At 75.1% G+C, this 14,691-nt stretch carries 16 protein-coding genes; 7 read left to right on the plus strand and 9 right to left on the minus strand.

Annotated elements, in window-relative coordinates; translation table 11 throughout:
- Positions 1 to 29 precede the first annotated feature (29 nt).
- The gene (locus tag ACH4PU_RS20145) at positions 30 to 401 is read right to left on the minus strand and encodes a hypothetical protein (protein ID WP_398273413.1); all 372 of its coding nucleotides are present in this window, start codon (positions 399 to 401) and stop codon (positions 30 to 32) included.
- Between the two features lie 218 nt (positions 402 to 619).
- Positions 620 to 1,531, minus strand: coding sequence for a LysR family transcriptional regulator (locus ACH4PU_RS20150; RefSeq protein ID WP_398273416.1), 912 nt, complete (start codon positions 1,529 to 1,531; stop codon positions 620 to 622).
- Positions 1,532 to 1,632: 101 nt separating this feature from the next.
- Here ACH4PU_RS20150 and ACH4PU_RS20155 point away from each other — a divergent pair, with 101 nt between their 5' ends.
- Positions 1,633 to 1,899, plus strand: a complete 267-nt coding sequence (locus tag ACH4PU_RS20155) for a YciI family protein (protein WP_398273419.1) — start codon at positions 1,633 to 1,635, stop codon at positions 1,897 to 1,899.
- Between the two features lie 76 nt (positions 1,900 to 1,975).
- On the opposite strand, the gene ACH4PU_RS20160 is transcribed toward ACH4PU_RS20155, so the two are convergent.
- Together ACH4PU_RS20160 and ACH4PU_RS20165 are read right to left on the minus strand one after the other, a co-directional pair.
- Complete coding sequence (locus ACH4PU_RS20160) at positions 1,976 to 2,335, minus strand: SH3 domain-containing protein (RefSeq protein WP_398273422.1); 360 nt, start codon at positions 2,333 to 2,335, stop codon at positions 1,976 to 1,978.
- A 135-nt stretch (positions 2,336 to 2,470) separates the two neighbouring features.
- The gene (locus ACH4PU_RS20165; protein WP_398273425.1) at positions 2,471 to 3,010 is read right to left on the minus strand and encodes a hypothetical protein; all 540 of its coding nucleotides are present in this window, start codon (positions 3,008 to 3,010) and stop codon (positions 2,471 to 2,473) included.
- Between the two features lie 211 nt (positions 3,011 to 3,221).
- Here ACH4PU_RS20165 and ACH4PU_RS20170 point away from each other — a divergent pair, with 211 nt between their 5' ends.
- Positions 3,222 to 3,746 (plus strand): EF-hand domain-containing protein, encoded by a 525-nt coding sequence (locus ACH4PU_RS20170; protein ID WP_398273428.1) that lies wholly within the window; start codon positions 3,222 to 3,224, stop codon positions 3,744 to 3,746.
- Here ACH4PU_RS20170 and ACH4PU_RS20175 read toward each other — a convergent pair.
- Positions 3,743 to 3,928 (minus strand): hypothetical protein, encoded by a 186-nt coding sequence (locus tag ACH4PU_RS20175; RefSeq protein ID WP_398273431.1) that lies wholly within the window; start codon positions 3,926 to 3,928, stop codon positions 3,743 to 3,745. The genes ACH4PU_RS20170 and ACH4PU_RS20175 overlap by 4 nt on opposite strands.
- 112 nt (positions 3,929 to 4,040) lie before the next feature.
- On the opposite strand from ACH4PU_RS20175, the gene ACH4PU_RS20180 reads away from it, so the two are divergent.
- The gene (locus tag ACH4PU_RS20180) at positions 4,041 to 4,643 is read left to right on the plus strand and encodes a flavodoxin family protein (protein WP_398273435.1); all 603 of its coding nucleotides are present in this window, start codon (positions 4,041 to 4,043) and stop codon (positions 4,641 to 4,643) included.
- Positions 4,644 to 4,673: 30 nt separating this feature from the next.
- Here ACH4PU_RS20180 and ACH4PU_RS20185 read toward each other — a convergent pair whose 3' ends face one another.
- On the minus strand, positions 4,674 to 5,537 hold the full coding sequence (locus tag ACH4PU_RS20185; RefSeq protein WP_398273438.1) for a UbiA family prenyltransferase: 864 nt from the start codon (positions 5,535 to 5,537) through the stop codon (positions 4,674 to 4,676).
- A 218-nt stretch (positions 5,538 to 5,755) separates the two neighbouring features.
- Between ACH4PU_RS20185 and ACH4PU_RS20190 the strand changes: the two genes are divergently transcribed.
- The 4 genes from ACH4PU_RS20190 to ACH4PU_RS20205 all read left to right on the plus strand — a co-directional run bounded on the left by ACH4PU_RS20190 (position 5,756) and on the right by ACH4PU_RS20205 (position 10,007).
- The gene (locus ACH4PU_RS20190; RefSeq protein ID WP_398273441.1) at positions 5,756 to 6,817 is read left to right on the plus strand and encodes a type III polyketide synthase; all 1,062 of its coding nucleotides are present in this window, start codon (positions 5,756 to 5,758) and stop codon (positions 6,815 to 6,817) included.
- 12 nt (positions 6,818 to 6,829) lie between these two features.
- The gene (locus ACH4PU_RS20195) at positions 6,830 to 7,354 is read left to right on the plus strand and encodes an isoprenylcysteine carboxyl methyltransferase family protein (protein WP_398273506.1); all 525 of its coding nucleotides are present in this window, start codon (positions 6,830 to 6,832) and stop codon (positions 7,352 to 7,354) included.
- Positions 7,351 to 8,364 (plus strand): NAD(P)/FAD-dependent oxidoreductase, encoded by a 1,014-nt coding sequence (locus ACH4PU_RS20200; protein WP_398273444.1) that lies wholly within the window; start codon positions 7,351 to 7,353, stop codon positions 8,362 to 8,364. The genes ACH4PU_RS20195 and ACH4PU_RS20200 overlap by 4 nt, the downstream gene beginning before the upstream one ends.
- Positions 8,365 to 8,474: 110 nt before the next feature.
- Complete coding sequence (locus ACH4PU_RS20205) at positions 8,475 to 10,007, plus strand: AMP-binding protein (protein ID WP_398273447.1); 1,533 nt, start codon at positions 8,475 to 8,477, stop codon at positions 10,005 to 10,007.
- A gap of 183 nt (positions 10,008 to 10,190) precedes the next feature.
- On the opposite strand, the gene ACH4PU_RS20210 is transcribed toward ACH4PU_RS20205, so the two are convergent.
- The 3 genes from ACH4PU_RS20210 to ACH4PU_RS20220 form a co-directional block, all read right to left on the minus strand.
- Positions 10,191 to 10,967 carry a thioesterase II family protein gene (locus tag ACH4PU_RS20210; RefSeq protein ID WP_398273451.1) on the minus strand — a complete coding sequence of 259 codons (777 nt, stop codon included), beginning with the start codon at positions 10,965 to 10,967 and terminating at the stop codon, positions 10,191 to 10,193.
- Between the two features lie 300 nt (positions 10,968 to 11,267).
- On the minus strand, positions 11,268 to 13,817 hold the full coding sequence (locus ACH4PU_RS20215; RefSeq protein WP_398273454.1) for an ABC transporter permease: 2,550 nt from the start codon (positions 13,815 to 13,817) through the stop codon (positions 11,268 to 11,270).
- A complete protein-coding gene (locus ACH4PU_RS20220) occupies positions 13,817 to 14,617 on the minus strand; it encodes an ABC transporter ATP-binding protein (protein ID WP_185946100.1) in 801 nt (266 codons plus the stop codon). The genes ACH4PU_RS20215 and ACH4PU_RS20220 overlap by 1 nt, the downstream gene beginning before the upstream one ends.
- Positions 14,618 to 14,691 lie beyond the last annotated feature (74 nt).

A 14,691-nucleotide genomic window follows, 5' to 3' on the forward strand; every position in this document is an offset into this window, starting at 1 on the left:
GGAACCCCGCTCCCGCGCGCCGCCGTCGCTCAACGGCGGTAGTACAGGTGCCAGTAGTAGTCGTAGTCGTCGTGGTGCCGCTTCTCCTTCTTGCAGCGGTAATCGTGCCATTTGTGCTGCTGCTTCCCCTTGTCGCCGACCTTTTTGCACTCGTGCTCGCTGTCGTACCAGCCGTCCGGCTTCCAGGAGGACGACGACTCCTCCGTGTTCGCTCCGCCGCTCGCCGCGTCGTCGCCCGACGCGCCGCCGGAGTCGCTGCCCGCCGCGCTGCCCGCCGCGCTGCTCGACGCGCTCGGCGAGTCGTCCGGCGGGGCGGCGAAGGCCGCTCCGGCCGTGCCGGCGAGCAGCAGCCCCGAGATGACCACCGCCGCCGGGGCGCGGAGGAAATTCCTCGACTTCACGGGATTCCCCTTCTTCTTCCGAACCTCGTTCCGGGTTCCTGACCCTCATGGTGGGCTCGGTCCGGGTACCCCAGGAAGCCGCCGCCGCAGGCGTGTTGGGGCGGGTTTCCCTCGCGTACCGCGCGGGCGGGCGCGAGTCCCACGCGGCGTGAGGAGGGGGAGGCCGCCATATGGCGGCCTCCGCTTCCGCCGCCCCCGCGCGCGCCGCCACCCGGCGGTCACCCGCCGCGGACGGCCCGGGACCCGGGGTCCGCGCCGGCCACCGGTTCGGCCCACGGCGTGTGCGCCGCCGCGGCCAACAGCAGCCGCTCGCGCGGCGGTTCCGGGCCGACCGGGCGCCAGACGAGGTCCGGGTCGCCGAGGGAAGCGGCGCGCGTGCGCAGGGCGACCAGGCCGTGGTCGCCGATGAGGCGGTGCCGGAAGAGAGTGTGGCCGCCGTCCGCGTCGACCCGCGTCTCCGGCGTCCAGCCGTGCGCGCCCACGTGCGCGAGGACCTCCGCCGCGTAGCCCGGCGCCCGTGCGGACGGGAACCACAGCAGACGCTGACCCGCCAGATCGGACCAGGTCAGCTCCGGCCGCTCCGCCAGCGGGTGCCGGACGTGCAGCAGGACGCCGAGCGGTGCGTCGGCGAGCGTGCGCACGGCCAGGCCGGAGGTGTCGACCGGCGCGCGCAGGATGCCGAACGCCAGGGTGCCGTCGTGCAGCAGCTCTCCCTGCCGCCCGGAGTCCGCCTGCCGGTAGGCGAGGCGCAGCGGCCGGCCGCGCGCCATCACCTCCTCCGCGACGGCGAGGACGGCCTGCGGCACGCCCCGGCACACCCCGACCGCCGCCGTCGTGTACGGGACGGCGCGCGCGGCGGCGACGGAGGACCGCAGCTCCTCGAAGGCCCGGCCGGCGCCTTCCAGCAGCAGCCGCCCCGCCTCGGTCGGCACCATGCCGTGCGGCAGCCGCCGGAACAGCGGCGTGCCGACGCGGCGTTCCAGCCGCCGGATCTGCTGGCTGAGGCTGGGCTGGGCGATCCGCAGCCGCCGGGCCGCCTCCGTGACGGTCCCGGCCTCGGCGACCGCGGCGAAGTACCGCAGATGCCGCAGCTCGATCCCCGCCAGCTCGCCCTCGTCCGGTCCCTCCACCCTGACACCCCTCTTGAACTGCCGCTATAGGCCACATCCTATGCCCCACCCCGGGTGATCGGTCTTGGCGCGGGGAGGGGGCGGCGGCGCTTACTGGAGGCATGTACGTGATCGTGTTTCGTTACCGCGCCCCGCTGGAGAGGATCGACGAACTGAAGGAGGCCCACTACACGAACCCCGACGGCGTCTTCGCCAAGGGCCTGGCCCGGCTGGCCGGCCCGCTGGAGCCGCGCACCGGCGGGCTGGTCCTGGCCGACGGGGAACGGTCCGAGATCGAGGCCGCCCTGGCTTCCGACCCGTTCGTCACCAGCGGCGCCGCCACGGCCGAGATCCTCCGCTTCCGGCCCGTGTGGACGGCGGAGGGATGACGGACGAGGGGGCCCGGCGGACGTTCGCCGGGCCCCCTCGTTCACTGCCGTCCCCGCGCGGGGCGGAGCGTCCGGGTCAGCGACCGCAGAACGGCGGGATGATGTTCTTGTGCGCGACCCAGCCGCGGGTGCCCTTGGCCAGGCCGCCCTTGCTCTTGGACTTCAGCTGGACGTAGTCCCAGCCGCCGGACTTGCGCAGGATCCGGATCGGGTCCCCGAAGTAGAGCTGGCCCTTGACCGCCCCCGACGTGCTCGCCTTGCCGCGCAGGCGGGTGCCGTCGGTGTAGATCATGGCGTTGTCCTCGTGGCACTCCTTGGCCGCCACGGTGGCGGCCCGCGGAGCGGCGGCCGGGGTGGCGGCCTGGGCCGGGACGGCCAGGGCGCCGGCGGTGCCGATCAGGGCGGCCGTGGTGAGTGCGAGGGATATACGACGCACGGATCCTCCGGAAGTGGTACTCGTTCGATGCGGCGGACGCCGCGCGAACACCCTAAGAGACGAGAGGGTCCGTTCCGCTTACGATCTTGTCACGTCCCTGCCACAAGTCGAACGCCTCGCGGCGGCGGGCCGAGGCTACGGCAGGATCTCCAGCTGGACCGAGCTCCTCGTGCCCCGGAGACCGGTGGCGAGGCAGTCCGTGGGGAGTTGGGCGGACGTCGCGGTCACCGTGCGGCGGACCGGGTGGCCCTTGCCGCGGCCCTCCACCACCCGGCCCGACTGCTCCGAGGTCAGGGCGCCCGCCGCGCGGACGACCGTGGCGCTGTCGATGCTGATCCGTGAACGCGTGCCGTCGGCGTAGCGGACCGTCTCGGTGCCGCTCGCGAAGGTGACGGAGAGGCAGGACGCCGAGGGTGAGGACGAGGTGAAGGAGCCCGTGGCGGGGGTGGTGCGGCCGGGGGCGGTGGTGCAGTGGTAGCGGATCTCCGCCTCGTTGCGGGTCGGCTGGGGCTGGAGGGTGAGCGGCGGATCATAGCGGCTGGTGGCGTCGCCGGTACAGGTGACGGACCCGCTGTCGGCCGCCTCGCCGGCCCGGCCGGCCGGCGCCACCACACATGAGGAGACCACCAGCACCAGAGATCCCAGTGCGACCGCCGCACCCCGCCCACCGAACACGCGTCCTCCCGCAAGTCCCGTTCCGCTACAGGCCCTTCCACCTACCCACGGCCGTACCCTCCGCCCCGGGCGCTCCGGTGCGCGGCACCGCGCCCGTCCGTCCCACCGCGCCGCCGCACGCGCCCGTCCTTCCGGCGGACGCTTGGCGTCCCGGCCGCGCAGGGTAGGAAGTGCCGGAAGAACGACCGGTGCTCGGCAGGAGGAGACCTCTGTGACCCGTACGACGACGACCCTCACCACCGCCGCGACGACCGCGCGGGAGCGCGTGTTCGCCATGATGGACGCCGACGGCGACCGGGTCGTCACGCGGCACGACTACCTCTCCCGCATCGACCGGACCGTGCGTGCCACGGGACGTACGGAGGACGACCCGCTCGTCGTCGCCGCCCGCGCGGAGGGCGCCCGGGCGTGGGGCGCGATGGACGCCGACGGCGACGGGCGGCTGACGTTCGACGAGTACGCCGCGTGGGTGGACGCCGAGAAGTTCGACACCGTCTGCCGGTTCGCCCTCGGGGCGCTCTTCGACCTCGCCGACGCGGACGCGGACGGCGCCCTGGACGCGGGGGAGTTCACGGCCCTGCGCACCGCGCTGAACAACCGCTCCGAGAACGCCGCCGCCGCGTTCGACGCGCTGGACACCGACCGCGACGGCCGCGTCACCCGCGCGGCGTACCTGGCCGCGATCCGCGCCTACGTCGTCGGCGAGAGCTCTCCGATGGGCGAGGTCCTGTACTAGCGGCCGTGTGCCGGAGGCGGCCTACGGCCGGACGCCGCCGAACGCCCGCAGCCGATCGACAGCGTGCCCCCCACCGTGAGGTCGAGCAAGCCGGGCAGCACCGGGCCGGCGCGGCCGTGCCCGTTCAGCCAGGTCTCCAGCTCGTACCAGGTGCTCCCGCTCGGCGTCGAGGAGCGGATCACCCCGTTCGTCCGATCCCGCCCGGGAACCCGTCGGCGCCCCGGGGGCGCCGGGCGTACGCCACGCGGACCAACGCGCCGTGCCCGCGCGCCGTTCCGGGGTAGCCGTGACGAGGTGAGAGCACTCGTCGTCAACTGCACCCTGAAGAAATCCCCCGAGCCGTCCAACACCGAGGCGCTGGCCCAGGTCGTCGCCGGACGGCTCACCGAACTCGGCGTCCGGGTCGACCACGTGCGCGCGGTCGACCTCGACATCCGGCCCGGCGTCAGCTCCGACATGGGCGACGGCGACGCCTGGCCCGCCGTCCGGGAGAAGATCCTCGCCGCCGAGATCCTCGTCATGGCCTCCCCGACCTGGCTCGGCCGGCCGTCGTCCGTCGCCCAGCGGGTCCTCGAACGCATGGACGCCATGCTGAGCGAGACCGACGACGAGGGGCGCCCGGTGGCGTACAACCGCGTCGCCGGCGTCGTCGTCACCGGCAACGAGGACGGCGCCCACCACGTCATCAGCGAGATCGCCGGCGCCCTCGGCGACATCGGGTACACCGTCCCGGGGCAGTCCTGGACGTACTGGCACCTGGGCCCCGGGCCGGGGCCGGACTACCTGGACGAGTCCCAGGGGCACGAGTGGTCGCACAAGACCGCGCGCGCCATGGCCGCCAACCTCCAGGGCGTCGCCGCGGCGCTGGCCGCCCGGCCGCTGAGCGCGCCGGGCTGAGCCGGGCGCTCGCGCGGACACGCCGGCCGGTCAGCCCGTCACCCCGCCCTCGGCGAACAGCAGCGCCACGTCCGCCCCCGCCACCAGCACCGCCGCCGCGAACGGCGCGCCCGGGCGGCGGGCGGCGAGCGCGGACCCGGCGAGGGCGGTCACCGCCGCCCCGGCCAGGGCGGCCGCGCCCGGGAGCGAGAGCGGGCCCGGCGGGCTGAGCGCCAGGACGGCGGTGGCCGCCACGAGGACGGCCGGCAGGATCCGCCGCACGGCGGCCGCGCCCAGCCGGTGCGGCAGCCCGCGCACCCCGGTCGCCAGGTCGCCGGCGATGTCCGGGAGCGTGTCGGCCAGATGGGCGCCCGCCCCCAGCAGCGCCGCCGCCAGAACGGTCCACCAGGCGGGCCACGGCCGCCCGGGCAGACCGAGGGCGACGAACGCGGGCAGGGAGGCGAAGCCCAGGGCGTACGGGAGCCAGGACCAGACCGTCGCCTTCCACCGGAGGTCGTACGCCCACGCCGCCGCCACCCCGGCCAGGTGCACGGCCCCGGCGAGCGGGCCGACGGCCAGCGACAGCGGCACGCACAGCGCGAGCGCCGTCCCCGCCGCCGTCCACACCGTGCGGGGGAGGACCGCCCCCGCCGCGACGGGCTTCCCGCGGCGGCCCACGGCGGCGTCCCGGGCGGCGTCGAACGCGTCGTTGCACCAGCCGACGGACAGCTGACCGGTCAGCACCGCGCCCGCCACCAGGGCGGATCCGCCCGGGGAGTACCCGGCGGCCACGGCCAGCGCCGTCACCAGCACCGTGACCGCCGCCGCCGGGCCCGGGTGGCAGGACGCCGCCAGGCCCGCCGCCGGCCCGCTCCGGCGCGCCCGGTCCGGGTCCCACGCGTCCGTCGACTCCACCCCGCGATCGTAGAGCGGGCCGCCCGTCCGGGCGGTGGTCCCGCACTCGTCCGGACGGGCGGTCCGCGCCGCCGGAAGCACACCGGAGGAGGCACCGGGGAACACACGGGGAAGCGGACGAACGGGCGTTCCCGGGCGTTCGGCTCCCCTCCGCTCGCGACACCCCGCGTCACCCGTGAACCCAAGCGCCACCCGTGACACCCCGCCCCAGGAGACCCATGACGCCCCGGATCGCCGCCGTCCACGGCCTGCACGCCCCGCACCGCTACCCCCAGCAGGCCATCACCGACATGATCGCCGGAGCGTTCCACCGCAACGGCGGCGACCGGCGGCGGCTCGGGACCCTGCACCGCAGCACCCGCGTGCGCACCCGCCACCTGGCGCTCCCCCTGGACGAGTACCCGAGACTGACGGGCTTCCAGGCCGCCAACGACGTCTTCATCCGGCAGGCCACCGCCCTGGGGGCCCGGGCGGTCGACGGCGCCCTGCGCACCGCCGGACTGCGGCCCGCCGACGTGGACCTGCTGATGTTCACCTCCGTCACCGGGCTCGCCACCCCCTCCGTCGACGCCCGCCTCGTCCAGCGGCTCGGCCTGCGCCCCGACGTCAGACGCCTCCCCGTCTTCGGCCTGGGCTGCGTCGCCGGCGCCGCGGGCATCGCCCGCCTCCACGACTACCTGCGCGGCTGGCCCGAGCACGTCGCCGTGCTGCTCTCCGTCGAACTCTGCTCGCTCACCTTCCAGGTCACCGACACCTCGCCCGCCAACATGATCGCCAGCGGGCTGTTCGGCGACGGCGCCGCCGCCGTCGTCGCCTGCGGGGAACGGCGGGCCCCGGCGGCCGGGGGCCCGGCGGTCGTCGCCACCCGCAGCCGGATGTACCCCGACACCGAGCACGCCATGGGCTGGGAGATCGGCGACTTCGGGCTCCGCGTGGTGCTCGACCCCTCCGTCCCCGACATCGTCCGCCACCACCTGGCCGACGACGTCCGTACCTTCCTCGGCGACCACGGGCTCAAGCCGGACGACGTGACGGCGTGGGTCTGCCACCCCGGCGGCCCCAAGATCCTGGACACGGTGACCGAGGTCCTCGGCCTCGCCCCCGACGCCCTCGACCTCACCTGGCGCCACCTGGCCGAGGCCGGCAACCTCTCCTCGTCCTCCGTCCTCCACGTGCTCCGCGACACCCTCGCCGAACGCCGCCCGCCACCCGGCTCGCCCGGCCTGCTGCTGGCCATGGGCCCCGGCTTCTGCTGCGAACTCGTCCTCCTGCGCTGGTAGGCCACCGTGACCGTGCCCTGGTACGCCCTCCTCCTCGCCGCCGTCGCCGCCGACCGCGGCGCCGAACTCGTCCTCGCCCGCCGCAACGCCCGGTGGAGCCGGGAGCGCGGCGGGCTGCCCGTCGACGGCGGCCACTACCCGTGGATGGTCGCCCTGCACACCGCGCTGCTGCCGGCCTGCCTCCTCGAAGTGCTCGCCGCCGACCGGCCGTTCCGGCCCGTGCCCGGCTGGACGATGCTCGGCGTCGTCGCCGCCGCGCAGGGGCTGCGCTGGTGGTGCGTCCGCACCCTGGGACGGCGGTGGAACACCCGCGTGATCGTCGTCCCCGGCCTCCCGGCGGTGGCTACCGGCCCCTACCGGCTGCTGCGCCACCCCAACTACGCGGCCGTCGCCGCCGAGGGCGCGGCCCTGCCGCTGGTGCACGGCGCCTGGGCCACGGCCGTCGGCTTCACGCTGCTGAACGCCTGGCTGCTCACCGTCCGCGTCCGGTGCGAGGAGGCGGCGCTCGCCCCGGCCCGCGCCCCCTCCGCCGCGTGATCGACGTCCTGGTGGCGGGCGGCGGGCCGGCCGGCCTGGCGGCCGCCGTCCACGCGGCGCTCGCCGGACTGGAGACGGTGGTCGTCGAACCGCGCGCCACGCCCGTGGACAAGGCGTGCGGCGAAGGCGTCATGCCCAGCGGCGTGGCCGCGCTCCGGGCGCTCGGCGTCGACGTGGCCGGGCATCCGCTGCGCGGCATCCGGTACGTCGACGGGCCGCGCCGCGCCGAGGCGGACTTCCGCGGCGGCACCGGGCTGGGCATCCGGCGGACCGTGCTGCACGCCGCCCTGTACCGGCGGGCGGCGGAGGCCGGTGTGCGGTTCGCGCCCGGCCGGGTGGGCGCGGTCGTCCAGGACGCGGACGGGGTGACGGCGGGGGAGTGGCGGGCGCGCTGGCTCGTCGCGGCGGACGGCCTGCACTCCCCGCTCCGCCGCGCCCTGGGCCTCGGCCTGCCCGCGCGTCCCGTCGTCCGCTACGGCCTCCGCCGCCACTTCCGCGTCAGCCCGTGGAGCGAGCACGTCGAGGTGCACTGGTCCCGGCACGGCGAGGCGTATGTGACGCCGGTGGGCGAGGAACTGGTGGGCGTCGCCGTGCTCAGCCGCGAACGGCGGGGTTACGAGGCTCATCTGGCGGCGCATCCGGCGCTGGCGTTCCTGTCCGGCGCCGCGCCCGCGAGCGCCGTGCGCGGCGCGGGTCCGCTGCTCCAGCGCACCCGCGCCCGGACGGCCGGGCGCGTCCTGCTCGTCGGCGACGCGGCCGGGTACGTCGACGCCCTGACGGGCGAGGGCGTCGCCCTGGCCCTGGCGACGGCGGAGGCCGCGGTGCGCTGTCTGGCGGCGGGGCGGCCGGCGGCGTACGAGGCGGCCTGGCGCCGGCTGACGCGGCGGCACCGCGTCCTCACCCACGCCCTGCTCGGGGTCTGCCGGATGCCGGGCGGCGGCGGCCTCGTCGTCCCCGCGGCCCGCGCTCTGCCGCGGGCGTTCGCGGGTGTGGTGCACGCGCTCCAGTAGGGTCGCCCGGCGCTCACCGGGACGGGCTTGGCGTTGTCGATCAAAAGAGGCATGATGGATGGATGCCTCAGGCAATTATTGGCCTGGGAACCTACCTCGGAGGAGCAGAAATGTCGCACGCCGCGCCGAAGTTACCGATGTACGTGGAGGACATCCTCGACGGCATGGGTGACGACCCCGGGCGCGAGGCGCTGGTCCACGAGGGACGGCGCGTCACCGTGGGGGAGTTCCGCGCACTCGTCCACCGGATGGCGCGGGCGCTGCACGCCGAGGGGCTCGGCCGCGGGCACACCGTCACCCTCCTCAGCGGGAACCTTCCCGAGATCGTCGCCGCCCGGTACGCGGCGAACCTGCTCGGCTGCCGGGTCAACCACCTCTACAACAAGCTCTCGGCCGAGGTGCAGGCCGGCATCGTCGCCGACGTCGAGACCCGCGCGCTCATCGTCGATCCGCGCCTGGCGGAGCGCGCCGAAGAGGTGACGCGGCTCGCCCCCGTCGAGCACGTCCTGGCCCTCGGCCCCGCAAAGACCGGCAAGGACCTGCTGGAACTCGCCGCCGCCCGGTCCGCCGAGCCGTTCCCGAGCCTGGCCGAACCCGAGGACATCGCCTCCATCCGGCACACCGGCGGCACCACGGGCCACCCCAAGGGCATCTGCACCACCTTCGCGCAGGCCGGACGCGGCTACCGCGAGCACGACGAGTACACGCCCCGGCAGCTGGTCTGCACCACCATCGCGCACGCCGCCGGACACCTCGCGGACGGCACCCTCCGCCGGGGCGGCGTCCTCGTCCTGCTGGAGGACTTCGACCCGGCCGCCGTCCTCGCCGCGATCGAACGCGAGCGCGTCACCGACGTGTTCCTCCTCCCGCCGCTGCTCTACGCGCTCCTGGACCACCCGGACCTCGCCCGCACCGACACCTCCGGCCTGCGGTGCGTGCTGTACGGCGGCTGCCCGGCGTCCCCCGTGCGGATCGCCGACGCGATACGCCGCCTCGGGCCCGTCCTCGTCCAGTTCTACGGGCAGAGCGAGGTCGGCGGCATCAGCTTCCTGGAGCCCGAGGACCACGACCCCGCGCGGCCCGAACGGCTGCGCAGCGTCGGCAGGGTGCTGCCCGGAGTCGAGGTCGCCGTCCGCGACCCCGCGACCGGCCGGGACCTGCCGCCCGGCGCGCACGGCGAGATATGCGTGCGCTCCGACCAGGTCATGCGCGGCTACTGGAAGCGGCCGGACCTGACGGCGGAGGTGCTGAAGGACGGCTGGCTGCACACCGGTGACATCGGTTTCCTGGACGACGAGGGCTTCCTGACCGTCGTCGACCGCATCAAGGACATGATCATCGTGGTGGGCGGGCACGTCTACACGACCGAGCTGGAGGACGTGCTCAACGCGCACCCCGGCGTACGGCAGAGTGCCGTGTTCGGCGTGCGGGACGCCGACGACATGGAACGGGTGCACGCCGCCGTGGTGCCCGCCCCCGGCGTGGACGTCCCGGCGGACGCGCTGCGGGCGTTCGTCCGCGAGCGGTGCGGCGCGATGTACGAGCCGCACCGGATCGGCTTCGTGGCGGAACTGCCGCTGACGGACGCCGGGAAGCCGGACAAGAAGGCCCTGCGGCGGGTGGCCGAACGGCAGGCCGGCTGACGGGAGCCGGGCCTTCGGCCGGACGTGGCCGTCATGGAACGGGGGGTTCCCGTGCGGTGACGGCCACGTCGTGCCCGGCGCCGTAGCCGGACCGGGCCGGGCGGAGCCGGGCCAGGACGCCCTGTCGGCCCGCGCGCGGTCGCCGGGAGGGCGTCGCTCTCCGCCCGTCGACCCGTCGGCTTCTCAGTCCGTCAGGGAAGCGATGTGCTCCCGGATCACCGAGATGACCTCCGGCGCGCGGGAGTTGAGATAGAAGTGGCCGCCGGGGAAGGTGCGGAGGGCGAACGCCGCGGACGTGCACCCGGCCCACGCCTCCGTCTCCTCGGCCGTCGCCATCGGGTCCCCGTCCCCCAGCAGCGCCAGAACCGGGCAGGGCAGCGGCGGGCCGGGCCGGTGGCGGTAGGTCTCCACCGCCTCGTAGTCGGCGCGGATCACCGGCAGGAACAGCGCCCGCAGCTCGGGGTCGTGGAACATCCGCAGGTCACTGCCGCCGAGCCGCTCCATCTCGGCCACGATGCCGTCGTCGTCCCGCAGGTGGACGTCCTCCTGCCGGACGGTCGTGGGGGCGCGGCGGCCCGAGACGACGACGGACAGCGGCGCCGCGCCCTTGTCCGTGAGCCGTCGCGCCACCTCGTAGGCGACCATCGCGCCCATGCTGTGGCCGAACAGCGTCACCGGGCGGTCGCACCACGGCAGCAGTTCCTCGGCGGCCCGGTCCGCCAGCTCCTCGACGGAGCGCAGGGGCGGTACCGCCCGGTGGTCCTGGCGGCCCGGGTACTGCACCGCGAGGACGTCGAGCGCGGGGGACAGGGAGGCGGACACGCCGTGGAAGTAGCTGGCCGAGCCGCCCGCATAGGGGAAGCACACCAGCCGGTTCGCGGCGTCCGGGGCCGGGTGGAAGCGCTGGATCCACTTGCTTTTCTCCCGCACGCCGCCGACGGCCCCGCTCGACTCGCTCACGTCACTCGCTCCTCGCATGTCCGCCCCCGGCGCCCGCCGTGGCCGTCTCGGTCAGTCTCGGTCCGTCCCGCGCATGATCCCATCGCGCCCGAGCCGCGGCCAACCCCTAACCGTCCGGCCGCCGTTCGCGATAGGGGTCGCGTCCGACCCCTATCGCACCCGCCGTGGGCGGAAAGCAAGGGGCCCCACCGCTCGGCAGAGCGGTGGGACCCGGGCCGGAGTGCGACGGGGGATGGACTACCGGCCCCTCATGGTGGTTTGTCGCCCGCCGCGGCAGTTACGCCGGCCGCGGCGGAGTCGTCAGGCGGCGGACGTGGCCGCTTCCACCGGGCGGAACCGGGTGGCCCGCCAGGTGGGCAGGAGCGTCGCGGCGAAGGTGACGACCGCCGCCCCGGCCACGACCGCCCAGTAGATCCACACCGGCACGGACGGCACGACACGGTCCAGCTTGGCGACGCTGTACGGGAAGAGGGTGACCGCGGCGGCGACCGAGCCGAGGACGATCCCGGTCACCGCGGTCAGCACGCTCTCCGCCGCCATCATGGTCATGACCTGCCGCCGGGTGAAGCCGGTGAGCCGCTGGAGGCCGAACTCCCGGCGCCGCCGCCCGGTGGCGGAGACCAGGGTGTTGACCACCGAGATCACCGTGTAGCCGACGATCATGCCGACCACCAGGTAGTTGATGGTGGCGAGCTGCTGCTGGCCGGCGGTCCGGCCGGCGGTGAGCGCGTCGCTGCCGGCCACCTCGACGCCCGGCTGGTCCTTGACCGCCGCGCCCAGCGCCGCGGCCACCGCGCCCGGGTCGGCTCCGGCGGCCCGCCGCACCACGATCTGCGCGGGCGTCCCGTCGGTGGTGTGCGCCGCCAGCAGCCCGGCGGGCAGCAGCAGCGAGGTCGTCAGGCCCTCCGGCCGGTAGGTGGCGACCACCTTCACCTTCACCGGGGCGCCGTCGCCGAGCCGCAGGGTGATCGTGTCGCCGACCGCGCGCCCCAGCGACTTGGCGTGCTCCACCGGCAGGGCCACGCTGTCGCCGCGCAGCGCGGCGAGCGAGCCGGCGGCGGCGTTCACCGAGAGGTTCCCGTCGCCGGTGACGCCCTGGAGCGTCCACCCGTCGTCCGTCTGCTGGGAGTCCTTGGGCTCCTGCACGAAGCCGGTGCTCGTGACGTACTCCGAGGCCGCGGCGACGCCCGGGACGCCGCGGACCTTCTCCAGCGTGCCGGGGGCGAGGCCACCGGTGCGCGAGGTCAGGACGTCGTCCGCCCGCAGGACGCCGGTGTGCGCGGCGCGGTTGGAGGCGTCCTCGATCTGCTGCATGTACAGCGTGCCCGTGGCGATGCCGGTCAGCAGGACGATGGGGGTGATGGTGGCGGCCATCCGCCGCGCGTGCGTCCGGGAGTTGAGGATCGCGAGCAGGCCCGACAGCCCCGACACCGCCCGCAGCGGCACCTTCAGGACCGCCACGACGCCCTTCGCGAAACCGGGGGCCAGCAGGGCCAGCCCGATCGCCCAGAAGATGCAGGCCGGAGCCGCGACGCCGGCCGTGGTGTCGTCCACCGGCATCGTCATCGTCGTCGCCGCCATCGCGACACCGCCGACGAGGAACACGATCGACCAGACGAGACGGGCGCGGGTCAGCCAGCGCCCCTCCATCGCGCTCTCGGCGAGCGCCTCGGTGGCCCGGGTCCCGGCGATCTTACGGGCGGTGAGGTACGCGGCACCCACGCCGGCCAGCAGCGAGGCGGCCACCGCCACCACGCCCGGCAGCACGCCCAGCCGGAACTCGACGGCTCCGGAGACGATCCCGGCGGAGACCAGCTTGTCGAAGAGGAGCCGGCTGAACAGCGCGCCGGGCAGGCAGCCCAGCACGGACGCCACCAGGGAGACGGCCAGCGTCTCGCCCAGGATCATGCGGCGCAGCTGCGCCGGGGTGGTGCCGATCGCCTTCATCAGCGCCATCTCGCGGTGCCGCTGACGGATCGTCAGGCCCAGGGTGGACGACGCCCCGAACATGGCCACCAGGACCGCCCAGCCGCCGAAGATGGAGGCCAGCATCAGCAGGTTGCGCTGACTCGCGGCGGCCTTGGGGAACTCCGCCAGGCCCCGCTGGTCGCCGGTCAGCGCGACGGCCTTGCCGCCCAGCTTCTTCTCGATCCGGTCGCCGAGCGCGGCCGCGTCGGTGCCGGCCGCGGGCAGGACGCCGATCGCGTCCACCGCCCGCGGGTGCCCGCTGAGCGCGCGGGCCTGCGCGTCGGTGAAGAACACGGCGGGCTGGAACGCGTCCCGGCCGCCGGCCTGCCGGACCACACCGGTGAGCCGGAACTCCCGCGGTGTGCCCTGGACCGTGACGAGGACCCGGTCGCCGAGGGCGGCACCGGCCTCCTCGGCCAGCCCGGCGTCCAGCACCACGTCACCGGCGGCGGCCGGCGCGGCCCCCTTGGCGAGGCGGTAGGGCGCCAGCCGGGAGGACTCCCAGCCGTGGCCCAGCGGACGGTGGTCGGCGCGGGTGACGTCGTCCGACAGATCGGTCACCGGGCGGCCGTCGCGTACGACGGCGACGGGGAAGGACACGTCGGGCACCGCCTCGCGGACGCCCGGCACGCCGGCGACCTCGCGGACCGTCCCGGCGTCCAGCCGGACCCGCTCCGCCAGGCGCGAGGACTCGTACGACTGGTCGCCGGTCACCACCACGGGCGCCGCGGCGAACCGCTGGGAGGGGAGGACGTCGCGGACGCCGCTCTCCATCAGTCCGCCGCAGGCCATGATGAGGGCCGCGCCGAAGAACATGGCCACGAACGTGGCGACGAAACCACCCTTGCGGTAGCGCAGGGTGCTCAGGGCGAGGGACAGCATCAGTACGCGCCCCCCGTCGCGGTGCGCGCCTGCGGGTCGTACGCGGACTCCTCGTCCGCCCAGGCACCCAGGCGCGTCATCCGCTCGGCGACCACCTCGGCGGTCGGGTTGTACAGGTCGCCCACGAACCGGCCGTCGGCCAGGAACACCACGCGGTCCGCGTACGAGGCCGCCACCGGGTCGTGCGTGACCATCACGATGGTCTGCCCGAGGGTCCGCACCGACTCGCGCATCAGCCGCAGCACCTCGCGGGCGGTACGGGTGTCCAGCGCGCCGGTCGGCTCGTCGGCGAACACCACGGCCGGACCCGTGACCAGGGCCCGCGCGATCGCCACCCGCTGCTGCTGCCCGCCGGAGAGCTCGGCGGGACGGTGGCCCGTCCGGGAGTCCAGACCCACCCGGTGCACCACCTCGTCGATCTGCGCCCGGTTCGCCTTCCGGCCGGCCAGCTTCAGCGGCAGCGTGATGTTCTGCATCACCGTCAGCGCCGGCAGCAGGTTGAACGACTGGAAGACGAAGCCGATCCGCTCGCGCCGCATCTTCGTCAGCGCCGTCTCGTCGTACCCGCCGAGATCCTCGCCGTCCAGCAGGACCGTGCCCGAAGTGGGCCGGTCAAGCCCCGCCGCGCAGTGCAGGAAGGTGCTTTTGCCCGAACCCGACGGCCCCATCACGGCGGTGAAGCTGCCGCGCTGGAAGGACAGGCTCACGCCGTCGAGTGCGGTCACTGCGTTGGCGCCCTCGCCGTAGACCTTGCGAACCGCGTTCAGCCGGACTGCGTCGGCGACTGCGATGGTGTCCATTCAAAGCTCCCTGTACCTGTCGCGTGGGGGACGCGATCACACCGTCAACGCTACGGACGGGCCACCGCGCGGCC

The sequence above is a fragment of the Streptomyces sp. NPDC021100 genome (genome assembly GCF_044333095.1).
Lineage (GTDB): Bacteria > Actinomycetota > Actinomycetes > Streptomycetales > Streptomycetaceae > Streptomyces.